Here is a 17,484-nt window from a genome sequence, read left to right as displayed (position 1 = left end):
TACTGAAAAGAGTCCCGGCTTATTTTCCATTTACAGGGGGGCAACCAGAGCAGTCTTTTTTAGGTAAAGAACCGGGTGAAGTTTTCCACGTCCTCTCGCGGGGTTCGATAGTTATTCGCCGGAGCTTTTTTGTCTTCATACCCAAGAGCCATGCCGCAGATAAGGATCGTCTCCGGGCTGTAGCCAAGGGCTTGCTTGATCAGGGCCGGGTACTGGCCAAGGGCCGCCTGGGGGCAAGTGGCAAGTCCTTCTTCGAGAGCTGCCAGCATAACCGATTGAATAAACATGCCATAATCGAGAAAAGAACCCTTTTTCATTACCGGGTCAAGGAAGAAAAAAAGAATCACCGGCGCCTCAAAAGCCCGGTAATTGGCAATCCACTGTTCGAGTCTGCGGGCTTTGTCCCGTCGTTCGATATTGAGTGCTGCGTAGAGCTGTGCCCCACAGGACACCCGCCGCTTTTTGTACGGCTCATTCCATTCCAGGGGATAGTAGGTGTAATCCATGGTGCCGATGCCATCTTTACGAAAAGAGGCGACCATCGCTTCGGTCAGTTCGTCTTTCTTCTTGCCGGTGACAACTGCAACCTGCCAGGGCTGGGCATTGGTTCCCGATGGGGCATGGCGTGCAGCCTGCAAAATTCTGATTATCTTTTCCTGATCAACAGGCTTATCCAGAAAGGCACGTACTGATTTCCGCTCTTGGAGGGCTTCAATAATATTCATGGTATTTTTAAGGGTAAGATTGAATTCCATGGTTTTTAAGGGTCTTTGCCTGTCGCTTTTGTGAGCAACTTCCAAAAAAAATAAGGAGTGTCAGAAAGAGATCAACAGCACGGAGGAGAAATAGCGATTTCTGCTCCAGCCAGAATCAAAAATTCCAGTAGCGGTGGAAAAAATGTTTGTTTTTAGATGCAAATGGTTATCTGTAATGGTTATCTGTAATGGTTATGAAATGATGAGCATAAGGTTAGGTTTTCTGCCATGATGGTTATTTAAGTGACGGAATCCCTGAAGGCGGCGATAAAAGGAACTGCTGAGCTAAATTTCAAATCAGAAGCTCAGGCGCTCTTCCAAGACGCTTACACCCTTCGAGGGGGGACTGAACTGAGTCCAGGCGTACTTCACGCGTCCCGGTTAATTTTGTTTGCAAAGTATCGCTCTACATCCCGTTACCAGCAGGAAAGATTTTGTAATTCAGATTAAAGTTGATAGGAGAGAAAGAATGGCCGAAGAAACAACTGTCTTAACCCCCGATGGAATCGAATCTCCTGAGGATGGCGAGAAAAAAGAATCCGGTAAATCCCTGGTTGTGGCCAAGGATTTACTGCCGGATAGATTGATGGTTATACCACTGCATGATCGGCCGATGTTTCCTAAGATGATGGGGCCGATCATCGTTGATGATGGCATTCTGCAACATGCCATCATGAAACATGTCAACCAGAATGCTCCCCTTTATTTTGGGCTTATTCTGCAGAGACCGAGAGAAGATGGGCTCGCTCATGCAGCACAAAGTGGTGACGAATTCTTCAAAGTGGGTTCCGTCGCCCGGGTAATTCAGGTGTCGCCGTTTAAGCCGGGTGAACCTCTTCAGGTGTTGGTGCAGGCCCTGGAGCGTTTCGATGTCCTGGATTTATTAAAAACAGACTCTATTTTTACCGCCGATGTAAAATATTGGTATGAGAATATCCAGGAGAATACCGAAGAACTCAAGGCCTATTCGGTGGCGATTATTGACTGCATTAAAGAGCTGGTCAATATGAACCCCTTGTTTAAAGAGGGGTTGAGTCTTCTCATCGAGCGGATCAACTTGAGCGACCCAGGCTCTCTGGCCGATTTTGCCGCCTCTATGACTACTTCCTCAGGCACCGAAATCCAGAAGGTGCTGGAAACATTCGATGTTCGCAAGCGTCTTGAAATGGTCTTGATCCTTTTAAAAAACGAGGTAGAGATTTCTAAACTCAAGGCCAAAATTTCCAAGCGGATCGAGGAACAGCTGTCCAAACAGCAACGGGAGTTTTTTCTCAAGCAGCAGTTGCAGGAAATCAAAAAAGAACTGGGCCTGGCCAAAGACGATACCCAGACAGAGATAGAGAAATATCAGGAACGCCTGAAAAAACTTGTTCTCTCCGATGAAGCACGAGAAAAAGTTGCCGAGGAAATGGAAAAACTCAAGCTTCTCGGAGCTTCTTCCCCTGAATTCAATGTAACCCGGACCTATCTCGATTGGCTGACCATTCTTCCCTGGGGAGTCTATTCCAAGGACAGCTACGATCAGAAGAAGGCGGCGAAAGTTCTTGACCGGGATCATTACGGTCTTGAAGATGTCAAGAATCGAATTCTGGAGCTCATTTCCGTTGGTGTGATCAAAGGCGATTTGACCGGGACAATCCTGCTCCTGCAAGGCCCGCCGGGGGTTGGCAAGACCTCGATAGGGCGATCGGTGGCAGAGAGCCTTGGTCGGGAATTTTATCGCTTCTCTTTGGGCGGCATGCGTGATGAGGCGGAAATCAAAGGGCATCGCCGGACCTATATTGGTGCAATGCCGGGTAAATTCATTCAGGCGATTAAAACCTGTAAGACGTCGAATCCGGTCATTATGCTCGATGAAATTGATAAAATCGGTGCCAGCTTTCATGGAGACCCCGCCTCGGCTTTACTCGAAGTGCTTGATCCGGAGCAGAACAAGGATTTTCTTGATCATTACCTGGATGTTCGTTTTGATCTTTCAAAAATCTTCTTCATCTGTACCGCTAACCAGCTGGACACGATCCCCGGTCCGCTTATGGACAGGATGGAGAATATTCAGTTGCCCGGCTATATCCTCGAGGAGAAAGTTGAGATTGCCAGAAGGCATTTGATCCCGAAACAGTTGAAGGCCCACGGCTTGACGGGAAAACAGATCACCCTGTCAAAAGCGGTAGTGGGAGAAATCATCGATGGCTATGCCCGCGAGGCCGGGGTGCGCGGTCTGGAGAATTGTATCAAGAAAATTCTCCGAAAATCGGTCAACAAGATTATTGAAAACCCGGACCAGAATATCCGCATCAAAAAAGACGAACTGAGGGATTTGCTCGGAAAACGATATTTTACCGAGGATCAGGCCTTCAAAAAGCCCCGGGTCGGGGTTATTACCGGACTTGCCTATACCAGCATGGGGGGGGCTACCCTGCACATAGAATCGGTGCCCATTCCTGCCGGTCAGCCTGGTTTCAAACAGACCGGTCAGCTTGGCAAGGTAATGGTTGAATCGTCGGAAATTGCCTATAGTTACGTCCGTTCTCTGATGCGGGGCAATAATGAGGGGACAGAGTTTTTCAACAATAATCTTATCCATCTGCACGTGCCGGCCGGAGCAACGCCTAAGGATGGGCCGTCAGCTGGGATAACCATGGCCTGCTCGATTTATTCGATTGTCATGAATCAGCCGATCCGCCCGAATCTCGCCATGACTGGAGAATTGACGCTCACCGGGCTGGTAATGCCGATTGGCGGGGTGAAGGAAAAGATGATCGCTTCAAAGAGGGCGAAAGTGCAGGAGGTGATTTTGCCAAAGGACAATGAGGAAGATTTCGAAATGCTGCCCGATCATATCAAGGAAGGGATAACACCCTACTTTGTTTCGACCTTCGACGAAGTCAAACGGATTTGTTTCAAGCAGGGAAGCTGAGCGTTGCTGCAAAAGCCGACATGAGAAAAATGGAGCGGGAAACGAGATTCGAACTCGCGACTTCAACCTTGGCAAGGTTGCACTCTACCACTGAGTTATTCCCGCTCATTTTTGGCGAAAGGAAGTTTTTTTTATCAGAACGTCAATCTGAAGTCAATCATTATTTTCTGTGCTGACTACTAAAGTTCAGCACAGAAGACCACCTCATCTCCCCATTGATTTGAGGTTGAGTGATAATCAGATTTTTTATGACCTGCAGGTTGTTCTTTCCTTGCCATGCAATGTGTTATTCCGGCAGGAGGTCGTAATAATAGGTGAGGATGTCGGTTCGGGTGACAATTCCTATTACTTTGCCGTTTTCAACCACCGGAAGGTAGCCGACATCTTTTTCAATCATTATGCCGGCAGCAACCGACGGGGCGGCACCAGGGGCGATGGTGACAATATTCCTGGCCATGAATGCCTTGACCGGGCTGTCCCAATGCTGTTCTTTTTTGACCCGCTTGAAATCCCACAAGACAATAATGCCATGAATCTCATCATCTTCCATGACCATGATGCCTCTGATCTTTTTGGCAGCCATCAAGGACTGAACATCCCGCATCGGCGTTGAAGGGGGCACGGAGATCACCGGAAAGGACATGATGTCGGAGATCCTGGCGCTTTCTGTTTTGTCCGATGCCAGCCCGGCAATAATCGCTTTCTTGATCTGTCGCGGAGACATATCGCCGCTCTTGACCGTCGCTGACCCTGCTCCGGCGTGTCCGCCTCCACCGAGAACCGCCAGCACCTTGCCGACATTGATATTTTCTGAACCGCTGCGACCAATGATGGTATTTCTGTCGTCATTGGTAAAAATCACAAAAAGAGCATCGACATTGACAATCTTGCGGTACATATTTACTACCGCCGCCAGGTTGGTAACTTTTTTGTCGAGGCTTATAGTGTTAAAGCCGATCGTGTTTCTGTTGATGGTGAATTTTTCCGTTTCTTTCATCATTTCAAAAAGGATCTCTTTCTGATTCTCTTCGTATGGCGGATTGAGGAAAAAAGCAGCCACATTGAGATCCGCCCGGTGATCAAGCAGATAGGCCGCCGCCCGCGCGTCCTCTGCTGTAGTTGAGGGGTAGGAGAGATGTCCTGTGTCTTCATACAGGCCGATCAGCATGACCGTTGAATCGAGTGGCGTCAGTGCCAGCCGGCGTTTCTTCATCTCACGTACGAGCAGTGTCACCGTTGAGCCGATCTGTTCCTTGCAGGACCAGCTCGGTACGATATCGCCGCGTCCCATCATGTGGTGATCCCACAGGTCAATTTCCAGATCTTGCCTGGCTGCCAGCTTATCCAGGCGATCCAGGCGCTGCCACTGGTCCGTATCGAGGACGATCAACTTTTTTACATCATCGTGCGGAACTTCATGGGGTAGGATGAGATTGAAAGCTGTCTTATGGGTTGACAGAAACTGCTCGACATTCTTGTTGGTCATTTTCGGGACCACGCCGACACAGCCGGGATAGAGGAGAGTCGCAGCAATAACAGAAGCGAGGCCATCGAAGTCGGTGTTCTTGTGGGTCGTTGCGATAAGCATTGTGCAGGCCAGTCAAAAATAAAGAAAATCCGCAAACTGTGTTGAAACCAATATTACGGCAAAACTACTGGAGTTGATAGACCGGTCGTGTCGATGTGTCGCGATAGTAGACCATCATCTGTTCCGCAAGAACGCCGAGTCTTTGCTGGCGATTGGCAGGAGAGGGATGGGTGCTGAGGAATTGCGGTGGGCTGTTGCCACCCACCTTGGCCATTTTCTGCCAGAGTGTTACCGCCGCCCTGGGATCATATCCCGCCCGTGCGGCCAGTTCAATGCCCATTTGATCGGCTTCTGTTTCGGATGTTCTGCTGTTTGGCAGGGTTACGGCAGTTGCGGCGGCCAGAGAACTGCCGCTCAGGATGGCGCCTTTATAAACACTGTCCCCTGCGGCAATTGCTACCCCGGACAGGCCGAGCTGGGTGGCCAGGGCCATGGACATCCGTTCTGCGGTATGGTTGGCCAGCGCATGGGAAATCTCGTGGCCCATGACCTGGGCGATCTCATCGTCGGTGGCCTGCAGCTTGTTGATCAGCCCGGTATAGATTGCCATCTTGCCTCCCGCCATACACCAGGCATTGACCGTCTCCGGATCATCGATGACCTTGACTGTCCATTCCCAGTTTCTGGTGTGTGGATAACGCTGTACAGCCTGGGCGATAATCCGGCCGGTAATGAGTTTAATCCGTTTGGAAGTTGTTGGACTGGAGTCGACCTTCCCCTCTTTTTGCAGGGGGAGAAGGGTCTGGACATACGCCTCGCGAGAGGAGCTGATGGCCTGTTCCGGCGACACGAGCATGAGCTGTGAACGTCCGGTGGGGCTGGTGGCGCAGGCCGAGAGGGCAAAGAGAGCCAGGAGGATGAACAGTTTTTTCATGGTAGACCCTTTTACAGAAAATCAGGTATGGTATAGTTTAAAGGATGCCTGGTATTTGGGGCAGTCGATCATCAATATCGAATTATACCATCTAAAATATCCATGCGACAAGGGGAATGCAAGGTTCTGACAATTAAACCCCATTGCTGCTTTTTCGCATGATGGCATTGGCGTTCTGGCAGCGTCGGCTGGAAAAAAGGAAATCTACGTATCAACAGGGCCTCAATGACCGGAAATATTACTATGGACAGGCTGCAGCATCTCTGGCTGCAGCAGCTGCAGCTTGAATTTACCGAAATCTGCCTGACTTATAACCTGCCCCTGAGGCCACCGGTCTTTGAAATTTCCGAGGCCAGAAAAGAGCTCGGCGCCTGGTGTTCGGATACCAGAACCCTGCGGCTCAGCCGTCATTTGATCCTTAATTATTCCTGGTCGGTGACGATCCAGGTTCTAAAACATGAGATGGCGCATCAGCTCTGCGCCGAACTTTTGCACAGTATCGGTACGCCCCATGGGGACGATTTTCAGCGGGCATGTGAGCGCCTGGGGGTCCTGCCGGAATATCGTCGCGCCGGGTCGGCCATGATCGAGATGGTGGAGCAGGCAACTTCCGGATCAAAAATCTCCGGACGCGGCCAGGCCTGCATGGCCAGGGTGGCCAAACTTCTGGCGCTCTCCCAGTCTGCCAATGAGCATGAGGCGGCGCTGGCGATGCAGAAGGCGAACGATCTGATTGAAAAATACCATATCGAAGAGCTCGGCAATGCTGTCGAGTTTCGTTACGGTTGTGGCGTAATTGACCGGAAAAAAAAACGGATAGAAAGTTATCAAAGACGAATCTGCACTATCCTGCATGATTTTTTCTTTGTCAGGGTTGTTCTGGCCAGTCTCTATGATCCCTTGCGCAACGATACCTATAAAACCATTGAACTTATGGGCACGAAAGAAAATGTGGCCATTGCCGAATATTGTTATTTTTTCCTGGAAAACAGGCTCGCCTCGCTGTGGTCTTTGCACAAATCCCGTTTTACAGGATCGGTCAGAACCGAAAAAAACAGTTACTATCTTGGATTGCTTCGCGGTTTTTCACAGAAACTGGAGGCGCAGAGAAAAACAAAAAATGACGTGCACAGTCGACCGCACCTGGGTGAGCTGATTGTTGCCGAGGAACAAAGGCTGACGCATTTTGTCGACATGCGCTTCCCCCGACTCAGAAAGGCCGCCAGAAGTGGTGCCAGGGTGTATAAACATACCTACAATGAGGGCGTGGAGACGGGTAGAACGATTTCCTTTGCAGAAGGTCTCGCCGATAAAAATAAAACCTTCGGCGGATTGCTGCCGTGACCAAGCCTCTTTATATTAGTACCTTACAGTATATCTTCTGTCTCAAGGTACTTATCCCGGCTTGTTTCCCGTTTACCGGGAGTAGAAAAAAGAGTTCCAAGCCAGAGATCAACTAAACACCGCAAGGCATTGCAATGAGATATGGATATGGAAGAAATGACAAGCCGTTCACCCCGGATTCTCTCTTCAGGCTGGGGCAACATTGAGGTTGAAATACTTGGCAGGGGCAAAGATTTCAAACTATGGCCCGGAGGCGGCAGGTCCTGGGACTGGACAGAGTATGGGACCAGTCACAACCAGGGTATTCAGCCCGGCGATGTCGAGGAGTTCATCGCCAAAGGCTGCCAGGTGGTGGTACTGACCACCGGTAGATTGAAAAGGCTCAAAGTGCCGCAGACCACGATCGATGCCTTGAGCGGCCACTCAATAGAGGTGGTTGTTGCCAGTACCAAAAAAGCAATACAGATCTATAACGAATATGTGGCAAAAGGGGTGCCGGTAGGCGGTCTCTTCCATTCGACCTGCTAAAACCGACACGTCAGCCAAAGGGTAGTGGCTGCATTTAAAACAGACTAATTCATATAAAACGGTGTGTTAATTATCAGCCAACAGCACCTTGCATTATAAATCCTCATCCCCTCGAATACGCAAAAAGGATGGGAATTTAGGCAGGCCGGACTGATATGTGCCATAGTGTTTATAGGTGATAACGGCTCCGATCGGTGGTGGTGATTGCCTTTCGGCATCACTGAAACCACCGCCGATCCGGCATTGTCTGCCATCGTCAAGTTCAACCAGCAGGGCGCCAAGTCGCCCGGTGTTTCTGCCTTTGCCGGGCAGGTGGGCGACAACCACCGCTTCGGCATCCTGGTAATTTTTCACCTTGAGAATTTCGGTGCTGCGGCCGGCGGCGTAGGGAGCATCGGGTTTACGGACAATCAGTCCTTCCCCGCCAAGTTTTTCGATCCCCGCCAACTGCCGGGACAGGTCTGTTGGGTCGCCAACGATGGTTTGCGGGATGACGAAGGCATAGGCGGAGGGATGGGCGGCAAACCACTTTTCGGCTTTGGCAATTCGCTCGGTAAAACCACCAGGTGCGTTGGGCACATCGAAGATGGCCAGCCTGAGTTGCTGCCAGCCGTTATGGGGCCCCTCTTTCTTGACGATCGCCACGGTCTGCTCAAAACTGCCCCGTCCACCCCAGATCTCCCCTTCCACGGCAAAAGTCGGCAGGTCACGGACAAATGCTGCCGGGGGAGAAAAGACCGTGCCATTTTTCGACAGCAGCCGTTTGCCGTCCCAATAGCCGCGCACCCCATCAAGTTTTTCACTCATCAGCCAGCCGGAAACATCGACCTGGCCGTTATAAACCTCCGGCAGCATCAGGTCGTTGGCGTATGACGGAGCCGGCAGAAATAATCCGATGCAAAGTAACTGGCAGAAGATTTTTTGCAGCATTGCCGGTGGTATTTCCCATTGTTTACCATAGTCGGAAAACATCTCATCCCTCCATAAGATTCCTTGGTTTTGTCCAACTCCATGAGGTGATCTTTGCTGTCTCTCTGAGAATAACAGGAGAATCTGGCTAATTTCTTACAGACGGTTTTTCCAGAAAAGAAGATGCATTGACAAAATCGACTGAGTCGAATAAGGAAATTTGTACGGTGAGAGGTGCAGTGCATGCAAAGAGGATGGTATACAACCCTAGGCACCTGAGCCGGGACATGCCGGCGAATGGAAGCGGCCTGCCTGAAACCGAGGTTTTAGAACACGAATTACGAGCGGATGCCGCTTTCCCGTATACATGGAAAGGCGGCTTTTTTGTTTTCCGACAGGGAGATACCAGACCATAGGGTGGCTGCAGATGCGGCAATGATGGGAATTGTGTTTTGAAAAGGAGTATGTTATGGGCGGATATGAAGGAAAAAACAGGGTGTTGCCGGGAGGATTGTATGGTATTACCGCGGAAAAATTTTCGGCCGGACGCACCAACATCCAGGTAGTGGAACAGATGATTCAGGGTGGTGTCAAAATCATCCAGTACCGGGAGAAAAGGGCCGATAAAAGTTACCGGACAATCCTTGAAGAATGCACACTGATCCGGGAGTTGACCCGTGCGGCCGGCGTTACATTTATCGTGAATGACTACGTGGATGTGGCGTTATTGGTTGATGCGGATGGCGTTCATGTCGGTCAGGATGATCTGCCGGTGGGGGCGGTGAGAAAATTGCTCGGCAGGAATAAAATAGTCGGGCTCTCCACACATTCCCCCAGGCAGGCTGAAGAGGCAGTGCGGGCAGGCGCCGACTATATCGGGGTTGGTCCCATCTTTGCCACCAAAACCAAAGACGATGTCGTCGATGCTGTTGGATTTACCTATCTCGACTGGGTGGTTGAAAATATTTCTCTGCCTTTTGTGGCCATCGGCGGTATCAAACGTGCAAATATTGCCCAGATCATACAGCGCGGCGCCAAAAATATCTGTCTGGTAACCGAAATTGTCGGTGCACCTGATATTGCGGAGACGATCACTGAACTCAACACGGCATTTGCCGGTTGTTCCAGGTCCTGAAACTGGGTACGATCCATAGAACGGATGCAGGTCCTCTTCTTTCTTTACGATTTTATAAATTCCTCGGTGACCATTTTGTCGATATAATCGAGGACAAACTGCCGCTGTGCCGGCGTTGCGTGAGCGATGCAATGGCAGTGCAGATTGACCTTGCTGCGAACCAGCAGCTCGAATTTGACCGCGGTGTTGGTTAACTCGACCGCCAGATGAAAAGGACCATGTTGTTCCCTGTGTTCCAGCTGGGTTTGTGAAAGCAGATCCTCGGGCAGCGGCAGCCAGTACAGCCCGATCATCGGGCCGCGTTGTATCGATCTTTTCAGATACGAGTCGATGTTGTCGTGCTCCATGGGGGAGAGTTCATCGATGACGAATTGTCGCATAGGTGTTCCTGTTTAAAAATATCAGCCATTGGCTGAAAGTTTGCGGTGGTGTTTTCTATAGATCGAGCCAGGTGGTATCGCTGTTCAGATTCTCACTACCATCCTCGCGCACCACATACATATTTTCCAGCCTGATGCCGCCCCAGCCGGGAATATATATTCCCGGTTCGACGGTGACAACCATTCCGGCCTTAAGGATTTTATTGCTGCGCGTTGAAAGTCGCGGTTCCTCGTGGACGGCAAGGCCGACCCCGTGGCCCAGGGAATGGCCGAAGTACTCCCCGTAGCCCGCATCGGCAATGACATCGCGGGCAGCTTTATCGACGTCTGAGCATCTGGCTCCGGCCCGGATCGCTGCAGCCCCGGCCAGTTGGGCCCTGCGCACCAGTCTGTGCAGTTCAAGATAGCGTTGATCCGGCTTGCCGACCACCAGGTTGCGCGTCATGTCCGAACAATAGCCATCGAGGATGAGTCCCATGTCAATGGTCAGGGAACCATTTTGGGCTAACGCACTGTTACCGGGCACTGCGTGGGGCAGGGCCCCGTTGGCGCCGCTGGCAACGATGGTCGAAAAACTCGGTTTTTCGGCCCCCTTGCGGCGCATTGTGGTTTCTATGGCCAGGGCGATATCGATTTCCGTACTATATCTGCTGAGCGCATTGTGGATGTCGGTAAAGACAGCCTCGTTGAGACGTACAGCCTTGCGGATCAGGTTGATTTCCTGCTCATCTTTGATCTCCCGCATGGTTTCCACCAGACCATTGGTCGGCACCATTTTTATGCCCTTTTTGCCAAGAGTTGTCGAAAGCTTATCGGCAACGGAATAGAGGGTGTAGTCGCTCTCAAAGGCAAGGGAGGTAATTGCCAGCTCGGGCAGCAGCCGATTCAGCAGTCGCATCACTCCCTTGGGGTACAAGACTACCTCAGCCCAGGGGACATCCTGTTGCGCCTGCAATTTGAAGCGAAAATCGGTGAGCAGGTACACCTTGCCCCTGGCCGTGACCAGCAGCAGGCCCGAGGATTCGCCTATGCCATGGTCGCCACTGCGATAGCCGCACAGGTATCGTCGATTTTCCGGCTGGCTGACCAGCAAAGCGTCAACTTTCTTTCGTCGCAGTTTTTCCTGAAGTTTTTTTATCCGCTTTTGGTAATCCATCTGCGTTCTGTCTGCCGGGTCACTGGGAAACGGGAGAAAATCGTTGGAGAATCATTTCCTTGCGCTGCTTCATGGCGTCGTTGTATTGATTGTTCAGGCTGGTCAACATTTTTCCCAGTTCTTCCCGGTACTGCGGATGCATCGCCGGGTTGACGGGGGTTTTACTTTTTTGGCCATGGGCCATCTGCTGCTGCTCCAGCTGGGCCCTGATGGCATCTTCGAGCTGACTGGTCATCTGTTCCTTATGTTGACCATATTGCTCAAGTATTTGTGATAATTCCTGGCAGATTGACTGGATCTCCCCGCTCTTGCCACCGAGGGACAGGACTCCCTTCAGGGCTATTTTTCCCGATGCCTGGAGTTGGGCATCCCGGGGCAGAACGATGTTGCGCAGCAGGGTCTGGGCCATTCCTTTTCGTATCGCTACCTGGTCCTTGGCCGGTTGCGCGGCGAGCAACTGGGCGAGATCGGTCTCCTGCTGGTTGAGATACTCGGCGGCAAGCCGCATGCCTGTCTTGAGGAGATCTTCATTGTCGGCATCCGGTTGTGCCGCGGCGGCCATTTTTGCGGCACGCTCCAGTACCATGTCCATTGTACTTTTAATTTCGGCCATTCTATCTGTCCTTGGTTGAGAAAACCTGTGTAGACTGCAGGTAAGGTTTGTTGGAGAAAAAGAGTACGCATGAGTTGTAAATAATCAATGGGGCAGAATGTACAACAGACCATACCCATTGGCAAAGAAAATCCAGTCAGAAAGGCTAGGTACGCTGCATTCGTGCTGCAAAAAAACCGTCAATTGTTGCGGAGGGATGGGGGATGAAAAAATCATTTTCGATAAATTGGCGGGCAGATTCCGGGAGATATGGGGAGCAATCGGTAAGGGCGAAGTCCGGGTGGATTCGCAAAAATTCATGGACGACCTGCTGGTTTTCTTCCGGCTCAAGAGAGCATGTGGCGTATACCAGCACCCCCTTCTGCCTGACGAGCGTGGCGGCGAGTGACAACAGGTGTATCTGTTCCAGCTGGTAACGCATCAGCTCTTCCGGTCGCCTGTTCCAGCGAATATCCGGGTGTCGCCCGGTGACACCGGTGCCGGAGCACGGAGCATCGATCAGGATGCCGTGAAAAAAATCGGCAGCACACAGGGTTGAGAACTGTTGCAGGGTGCCTTCATGGATGATTAATCTGCTGTCGGGAAAGAGGCGGGCAATGTTGTCCTGCAGTTTTTTCAATCGCTGCGGTTCAGGTTCCACTGCGGTGATCCGGAGATCGTGCAGCTTTGCCAGCTGCAGGAGATGGGAGGTTTTGCCGCCAAGACCGGCACAGCCGTCAAGATATTCCCCTGCCGGGAAAAAAGGGCCAAGCAGCGTGGTGGCGAGCTGGGCAGCCTCGTCCTGAACCTGAAAAAATCCTTCATCATAGCCTGGCAAAGAGGTAATCGAACCGTGAAATTCGGGCAAACTCACCGCCTCCGGGGAATATCTTCCCGGTTGGCTTGTGATGCCGGCCGCATCGAGTATTCGGCAGAAATCTTCTCGTGTTATCCTGGCGCTATTGACGCGCAGCACCAGCGTTGGTTCACTGTTGTTGGCTCGGCAAATTCTGTCAGTTTCCGCGGAGCCGAAATTTTGCTGCCATCGCTGGATGAGCCAGTCCGGATGATTGAGGATCGGCCGGCCGCTGTTGTCGGTTTGCGCCTGGACCGCAAGCGTCTTTTTTTGGCGAATAGCCTGGCGCAGGATACCGTTGACGAAGCCATGCAGTCTTTGGGGAACCTTGGCAACCTTGCAGCTTTCAACAACTTCATTGACGGCTGCTGACTCCGGGATACGGTGCAGGAAAAAGAGCTGGTACAGACCTACTGCGAGTGCCTGATGGACGAATGGGTCTACTTTGCGCAGCGGGGTTCGGGAGAGAAGCTCCAGGATTCTATCGAGAAACTGCCGATGGCGCAGGACCCCGTAGACCATTTGCATGGCGAGGCTCCGTTCATTGGTCGGCAGACTGTATTTCTGCACCACCCGATCAAAAAGCGGCTTGACCGGAGACTGGCTTCGGTACAGGTTGCAGAGTGTCTCAATGGCGGTATAACGGGCGGTTCTTGATTGTTGTTTGGGCAAGGTCTTTTAACCGTATTGAATTGGCATCAGGCGTATATCCAGAGTGGTTGCTGCGGTCTGGGGCGTCATTCCCCCTTATGACGAGGGTAGGGGCAATGTAGCAACTATCTTGTCTAAGGGAAATGGAAAAAGAAGGTATCGGGGCAGTCGTTTGACCAAACATTTGCTTTCGGTGGACAATCCCGTAACCGGCTGGTATGTTTTTTTCAATACGGCAGTTCTGGCCATAAAATATAAATAATTGTGATTACCCCTAATGTTCAGCTACTGAACCAGGGAGTGGGCTGTTCGTTTCCCGGGACGCCGTAAACCCATCCCTGGGGGCTTCGCTGCAGCCATCCTTGGCTGCAGAGACCCGTAAAACAAACAACCCACACCCTTCCATTTCGACAAGCTGAGCTTGAGGGGTAATCAGATAAATAATTGACTCCCATAACGTTATGACAAAAAATAGTTGTCTTGCTGCTTTGCTGGCAATAGTCTTTTTTGCGGGTATGGCACAAGCCTACACCAGAGAAGAAGTGATCAAACGCGGTTTTGTCCTGTGCGGCGTTTCCACCGGATCGCCCGGTTTTTCGAGTGTCGATGCCCTTGGTAAATGGACCGGTCTTGATGTGGACATCTGCCGGGCGGTGGCGGCAGCGACCTTGGGTGATGCGAAAAAAGTTGAATGTATACCGCTTGCGGAAAACGAGTCTTTTACCGCGCTATTAACCGGGAAGATCGACATCCTTTCACGGCATTCAACCTGGACCTTTACCCGGGATTCGGCCCTTCCCATTCATTTCGCCGGTATCAGTTACTATGACGGCCAGGGCGTGTTGATTTCTAAAAAACTTAATATCCAGCATTTGGCTGATCTGCGCCAGGTGAAGCTCTGCAGCCCTGTCGACACCGATTTTGAACCTCATATAATCGATTATCTTACCAGAAATAACATTGAATACAGCATTGTTCCCTATGACACCGTCGACCTTGCCGTGAAAGGATTTGACCGGGAAGACTGCGATATGCTCACGATGCAGCAGTCGCAGCTGTACGGTATCCGGCTGGGTCTTGCCAACCCGGACGGTGCGCAGGTGCTCCCCGAAGTTATCGCTAAAGACCCTCTCGGCCCGGTTGTCCGGCAGGGCGACGATACCTGGCTGAATATTGTCAGGTGGTCACTGTATGCCATGGTGAACAGTGAAGAGCTGGGAATTACTTCCGGAAACCTCGACGAGATGAAATTGAGTGATATTCTCGCTGTAAAAAGATTGTTAGGGAGAGAGGGGGCTGGTGGAAGGGGGATTGGCCTGAAAAATGACTGGGCTCTGCAGATTATTCGCCAGGTCGGGAACTACGGAGAGGTCTTTGAGCGAAATGTCGGGTCGATGTCTGTCTTGAAGATAGAGCGGGGAATGAATAATCTCTGGACGCGAGGCGGGCTGCAATATGCACCCCCGCTCCAGTAACACACATGCAGCGCTAAAAAATTAGATGGAGATCTTATGGAGAGTCGCACACATATTCGTTTTAAAGTAATCGTTGTCCTTGCCTGTCTGCTCCTTGTTTCTGTTAAGGTCTGGAGCGGGGAGGAACCTGGAAAATGGGATGCCGCCGGCAAGGAGATCAGCGAGGCGGCCAAGGCAGTGGGGAATGCCTCGGAAGAAAGTTGGCAAAAGACCAAGGAAAAAACCGCTGAGGCTGTAGGCGGTGCCAAAGAAAAAGGGACGGAAGTCTGGGACAAGACCAAGCAAAAAAGCACTGCAGTGGCTGAGAAAACTGTAGAGGTTTCCAAGGATGTGGCAACAGAGACCGCGGTAAAGAGCAAGGGCTTCTGGCAGAAAACCAAAGAGACCTCAAAAAGATGGTACGAAAACGCTAAGGCCAGGATTCATCAAATGACTGCACCGGATCGCAAATAATCTGCTCGGCAGGGAGACCGCCGCTTTTCGGCTGGCGGTCTCCTTTGCCTTGTTACCTGCCCGCCTTGACTGCCTTGGCTGCCTGCTCAAGGGCCACAGCTACGGATACAGACGCCCCGACCATCGGATTGTTGCCCATGCCGATAAGTCCCATCATTTCTACATGGGCCGGAACGGAAGACGATCCGGCGAACTGGGCGTCCGAGTGCATCCGCCCCATGGTGTCGGTCATGCCGTAGGAGGCTGGACCTGCCGCCATATTGTCCGGGTGGAGAGTCCGGCCGGTGCCGCCGCCCGAGGCTACCGAGAAGTATTTTTTGCCTTGCTGAAGGCACTCTTTTTTATAGGTGCCGGCCACCGGATGCTGGAATCGGGTGGGATTGGTGGAATTGCCGGTGATGGAGACATCAACGCCTTCCATATGATTGATGGCGACGCCTTCCCGGACATCATCGGCACCAAAGCAGCGGACCTTGCTGCGTTCTCCCTCTGAATATTTTGTTTCCGATACGACGCTCAGTGTGCCGGTTGCATAGTCAAAGCTGGTCTGTACATAGGTAAAGCCATTGATCCGGGAGATGATTTTCGCGGCATCTTTGCCGAGCCCGTTCAGGATGACGCGCAGCGGCGTCTGGCGCACCCGGTTGGCTGAGCGGGCGATGCCGATGGCGCCTTCTGCCGCGGCAAAGGACTCATGGCCGGCCAGAAAGGCAAAGCATTTCGTCTCTTCGGTGAGGAGCATGGCGGCCAGATTGCCGTGGCCGATGCCGACCTTGCGGTCGTCGGCGACAGAACCCGGGATACAGAAAGCCTGCAATCCTTCACCAAGTGTTGCCGCGATCTCCGCGGCTTTGGTCTGGCCTTTTTTGATCGCGATGGCCGCGCCCAGGGTGTAGGCCCATACTGCATTTTCAAAACAGATCGGCTGAATACCTTTGACGATCTTTGCCACGTCCACATCATATGCCCGGCAGACTTCCCCTGCTTGCTCGAGGGTTTTCATGCCATATTTTTCCAGGACAGGAATAATCTGATTGATCCGCCTGTCATAACTCTCAAACAGTGCCATGTTCTTCTCCTTATTCCTTGCGTGGATCAATAGTTTTAACACCATCGGCAAATCTGCCGTAGGTCCCGGAGGCTTCCTGCAATGCCTGCTCGGCGTCCACGCCTTTTTTGATGGCGTCCATCATTTTGCCGAGGCTGACGAAGGCATAGCCGATAATTTCATCGTTTGCATCAAGCGCGATGCTGGTCACATAACCTTCCGCCATTTCCAAGTATCTCGGGCCTTTGGCGCTGGTGCCGTACATTGTGCCGCAAACCGAACGTAATCCTTTGCCGAGATCTTCCAGGCCGGCGCCGACGGGTAAACCACCCTCGGAAAAAGCAGACTGGCTGCGACCATAGACAATCTGTAAAAAGAGTTCCCGCATGGCGACGTTGATGGCGTCGCAAACCAGGTCGGTATTCAGGGCTTCCAGGATGGTCTTGCCCGGCAGGATCTCCGAGGCCATGGCGGCCGAATGGGTCATTCCGGTGCAGCCGATGGTTTCGATCAGGGCTTCCTCGATGATGCCGCTTTTTACATTGAGGGTCAGTTTACAGGCGCCTTGCTGCGGGGCGCACCAGCCAATGCCGTGGGTCAGTCCGCTGATATCGCGGACCTCCCGGGCCTGAGTCCAGGCACCTTCCTGCGGAATAGGGGCGGGACCGTGATTCGTCCCCTGGGCCACCCGGCACATCTCCTTTATTTCAGAAGAGTATTGCATTCTTTTCTCCTAAGCGAAGTAATAGTTCTGTTGATGATCTTCGAAAACTAGGGAGACCCAGGCCGGGTGCGTTGCATTTTTCAGGCAGCGGCCTGGCAC

General features: G+C 51.8%; 16 protein-coding genes and 1 tRNA gene. 6 read left to right on the top strand and 11 right to left on the bottom strand.

Features of this window, described 5'->3' with window-relative positions:
- Positions 1–59: 59 nt before the first annotated feature.
- On the bottom strand, positions 60–725 hold the full coding sequence (locus tag FCL47_RS07055; RefSeq protein ID WP_136813045.1) for a nitroreductase: 666 nt from the start codon (positions 723–725) through the stop codon (positions 60–62).
- Positions 726–1,224: 499 nt separating this feature from the next.
- Between FCL47_RS07055 and lon the strand changes: the two genes are divergently transcribed.
- Positions 1,225–3,672 (top strand): endopeptidase La, encoded by a 2,448-nt coding sequence (gene lon, locus FCL47_RS07050; protein WP_136812780.1) that lies wholly within the window; start codon positions 1,225–1,227, stop codon positions 3,670–3,672.
- Between the two features lie 30 nt (positions 3,673–3,702).
- Here the strand turns inward: lon and FCL47_RS07045 are convergent.
- The 3 genes from FCL47_RS07045 to FCL47_RS07035 all read right to left on the bottom strand — a co-directional run bounded on the left by FCL47_RS07045 (position 3,703) and on the right by FCL47_RS07035 (position 6,134).
- Positions 3,703–3,777 (bottom strand) — tRNA-Gly (locus FCL47_RS07045).
- 181 nt (positions 3,778–3,958) lie between these two features.
- Complete coding sequence (locus FCL47_RS07040) at positions 3,959–5,260, bottom strand: CBS domain-containing protein (RefSeq protein ID WP_136812779.1); 1,302 nt, start codon at positions 5,258–5,260, stop codon at positions 3,959–3,961.
- A 64-nt stretch (positions 5,261–5,324) separates the two neighbouring features.
- Complete coding sequence (locus FCL47_RS07035) at positions 5,325–6,134, bottom strand: M48 family metallopeptidase (protein WP_136812778.1); 810 nt, start codon at positions 6,132–6,134, stop codon at positions 5,325–5,327.
- A 225-nt stretch (positions 6,135–6,359) separates the two neighbouring features.
- Here FCL47_RS07035 and FCL47_RS07030 point away from each other — a divergent pair, with 225 nt between their 5' ends.
- Together FCL47_RS07030 and FCL47_RS07025 are read left to right on the top strand one after the other, a co-directional pair.
- On the top strand, positions 6,360–7,478 hold the full coding sequence (locus FCL47_RS07030; protein WP_136812777.1) for a DUF2786 domain-containing protein: 1,119 nt from the start codon (positions 6,360–6,362) through the stop codon (positions 7,476–7,478).
- Positions 7,479–7,625: 147 nt separating this feature from the next.
- Positions 7,626–8,006, top strand: a complete 381-nt coding sequence (locus FCL47_RS07025; RefSeq protein ID WP_136812776.1) for an Mth938-like domain-containing protein — start codon at positions 7,626–7,628, stop codon at positions 8,004–8,006.
- Between the two features lie 93 nt (positions 8,007–8,099).
- On the opposite strand, the gene FCL47_RS07020 is transcribed toward FCL47_RS07025, so the two are convergent.
- On the bottom strand, positions 8,100–8,978 hold the full coding sequence (locus tag FCL47_RS07020; protein WP_205747243.1) for a DNA ligase: 879 nt from the start codon (positions 8,976–8,978) through the stop codon (positions 8,100–8,102).
- Positions 8,979–9,384: 406 nt separating this feature from the next.
- Here FCL47_RS07020 and thiE point away from each other — a divergent pair, with 406 nt between their 5' ends.
- Entirely contained in the window at positions 9,385–10,050 is a 666-nt protein-coding gene (gene thiE, locus FCL47_RS07015; RefSeq protein ID WP_136812775.1) for a thiamine phosphate synthase, read from the top strand.
- 44 nt (positions 10,051–10,094) lie between these two features.
- Here thiE and FCL47_RS07010 read toward each other — a convergent pair whose 3' ends face one another.
- From FCL47_RS07010 to rsmB, 4 genes are all read right to left on the bottom strand, one after another.
- Positions 10,095–10,430, bottom strand: coding sequence for a hypothetical protein (locus FCL47_RS07010; protein WP_136812774.1), 336 nt, complete (start codon positions 10,428–10,430; stop codon positions 10,095–10,097).
- Positions 10,431–10,485: 55 nt separating this feature from the next.
- Positions 10,486–11,586 carry a Xaa-Pro peptidase family protein gene (locus FCL47_RS07005; RefSeq protein WP_136812773.1) on the bottom strand — a complete coding sequence of 367 codons (1,101 nt, stop codon included), beginning with the start codon at positions 11,584–11,586 and terminating at the stop codon, positions 10,486–10,488.
- Between the two features lie 19 nt (positions 11,587–11,605).
- Positions 11,606–12,199 carry a hypothetical protein gene (locus tag FCL47_RS07000; protein ID WP_136812772.1) on the bottom strand — a complete coding sequence of 198 codons (594 nt, stop codon included), beginning with the start codon at positions 12,197–12,199 and terminating at the stop codon, positions 11,606–11,608.
- Between the two features lie 145 nt (positions 12,200–12,344).
- Complete coding sequence (rsmB, locus tag FCL47_RS06995; protein WP_136812771.1) at positions 12,345–13,706, bottom strand: 16S rRNA (cytosine(967)-C(5))-methyltransferase RsmB; 1,362 nt, start codon at positions 13,704–13,706, stop codon at positions 12,345–12,347.
- Positions 13,707–14,146: 440 nt separating this feature from the next.
- On the opposite strand from rsmB, the gene FCL47_RS06990 reads away from it, so the two are divergent.
- Positions 14,147–15,160, top strand: coding sequence for an amino acid ABC transporter substrate-binding protein (locus tag FCL47_RS06990; protein WP_136812770.1), 1,014 nt, complete (start codon positions 14,147–14,149; stop codon positions 15,158–15,160).
- A gap of 36 nt (positions 15,161–15,196) precedes the next feature.
- Complete coding sequence (locus FCL47_RS06985; protein WP_136812769.1) at positions 15,197–15,613, top strand: hypothetical protein; 417 nt, start codon at positions 15,197–15,199, stop codon at positions 15,611–15,613.
- Between the two features lie 52 nt (positions 15,614–15,665).
- Here the strand turns inward: FCL47_RS06985 and FCL47_RS06980 are convergent, their stop codons facing one another.
- Complete coding sequence (locus tag FCL47_RS06980; RefSeq protein ID WP_136812768.1) at positions 15,666–16,682, bottom strand: GGGtGRT protein; 1,017 nt, start codon at positions 16,680–16,682, stop codon at positions 15,666–15,668.
- Between the two features lie 10 nt (positions 16,683–16,692).
- Positions 16,693–17,385, bottom strand: coding sequence for an iron-sulfur cluster assembly scaffold protein (locus tag FCL47_RS06975; protein WP_136812767.1), 693 nt, complete (start codon positions 17,383–17,385; stop codon positions 16,693–16,695).
- Between the last annotated feature and the right edge of the window lie 99 nt (positions 17,386–17,484).

Source organism: Desulfopila sp. IMCC35006 (assembly GCF_005116645.1).
In the GTDB taxonomy this organism is placed as follows: Bacteria; Desulfobacterota; Desulfobulbia; order Desulfobulbales; family Desulfocapsaceae; genus Desulforhopalus_A.
This window is presented reverse-complemented; position numbering and strand designations above follow the sequence as displayed.

Bases quoted from the DNA above. Each gene is read 5' to 3' on its own strand.
- FCL47_RS07000 (WP_136812772.1), bottom strand. From the start codon at position 12,199: ATGGCCGAAATTAAAAGTACAATGGACATGGTACTGGAGCGTGCCGCA.
- thiE (WP_136812775.1), top strand. From the start codon at position 9,385: ATGGGCGGATATGAAGGAAAAAACAGGGTGTTGCCGGGAGGATTGTAT.
- FCL47_RS06975 (WP_136812767.1), bottom strand. From the start codon at position 17,385: ATGCAATACTCTTCTGAAATAAAGGAGATGTGCCGGGTGGCCCAGGGG.
- FCL47_RS07055 (WP_136813045.1), bottom strand. From the start codon at position 725: ATGAATATTATTGAAGCCCTCCAAGAGCGGAAATCAGTACGTGCCTTT.
- FCL47_RS07010 (WP_136812774.1), bottom strand. From the start codon at position 10,430: ATGCGACAATTCGTCATCGATGAACTCTCCCCCATGGAGCACGACAAC.
- FCL47_RS07040 (WP_136812779.1), bottom strand. From the start codon at position 5,260: ATGCTTATCGCAACGACCCACAAGAACACCGACTTCGATGGCCTCGCT.
- lon (WP_136812780.1), top strand. From the start codon at position 1,225: ATGGCCGAAGAAACAACTGTCTTAACCCCCGATGGAATCGAATCTCCT.
- FCL47_RS07025 (WP_136812776.1), top strand. From the start codon at position 7,626: ATGGAAGAAATGACAAGCCGTTCACCCCGGATTCTCTCTTCAGGCTGG.
- FCL47_RS06980 (WP_136812768.1), bottom strand. From the start codon at position 16,682: ATGGCACTGTTTGAGAGTTATGACAGGCGGATCAATCAGATTATTCCT.
- FCL47_RS07020 (WP_205747243.1), bottom strand. From the start codon at position 8,978: ATGTTTTCCGACTATGGTAAACAATGGGAAATACCACCGGCAATGCTG.
- FCL47_RS07030 (WP_136812777.1), top strand. From the start codon at position 6,360: ATGACCGGAAATATTACTATGGACAGGCTGCAGCATCTCTGGCTGCAG.
- FCL47_RS07005 (WP_136812773.1), bottom strand. From the start codon at position 11,586: ATGGATTACCAAAAGCGGATAAAAAAACTTCAGGAAAAACTGCGACGA.
- FCL47_RS06990 (WP_136812770.1), top strand. From the start codon at position 14,147: ATGACAAAAAATAGTTGTCTTGCTGCTTTGCTGGCAATAGTCTTTTTT.
- FCL47_RS06985 (WP_136812769.1), top strand. From the start codon at position 15,197: ATGGAGAGTCGCACACATATTCGTTTTAAAGTAATCGTTGTCCTTGCC.
- FCL47_RS07035 (WP_136812778.1), bottom strand. From the start codon at position 6,134: ATGAAAAAACTGTTCATCCTCCTGGCTCTCTTTGCCCTCTCGGCCTGC.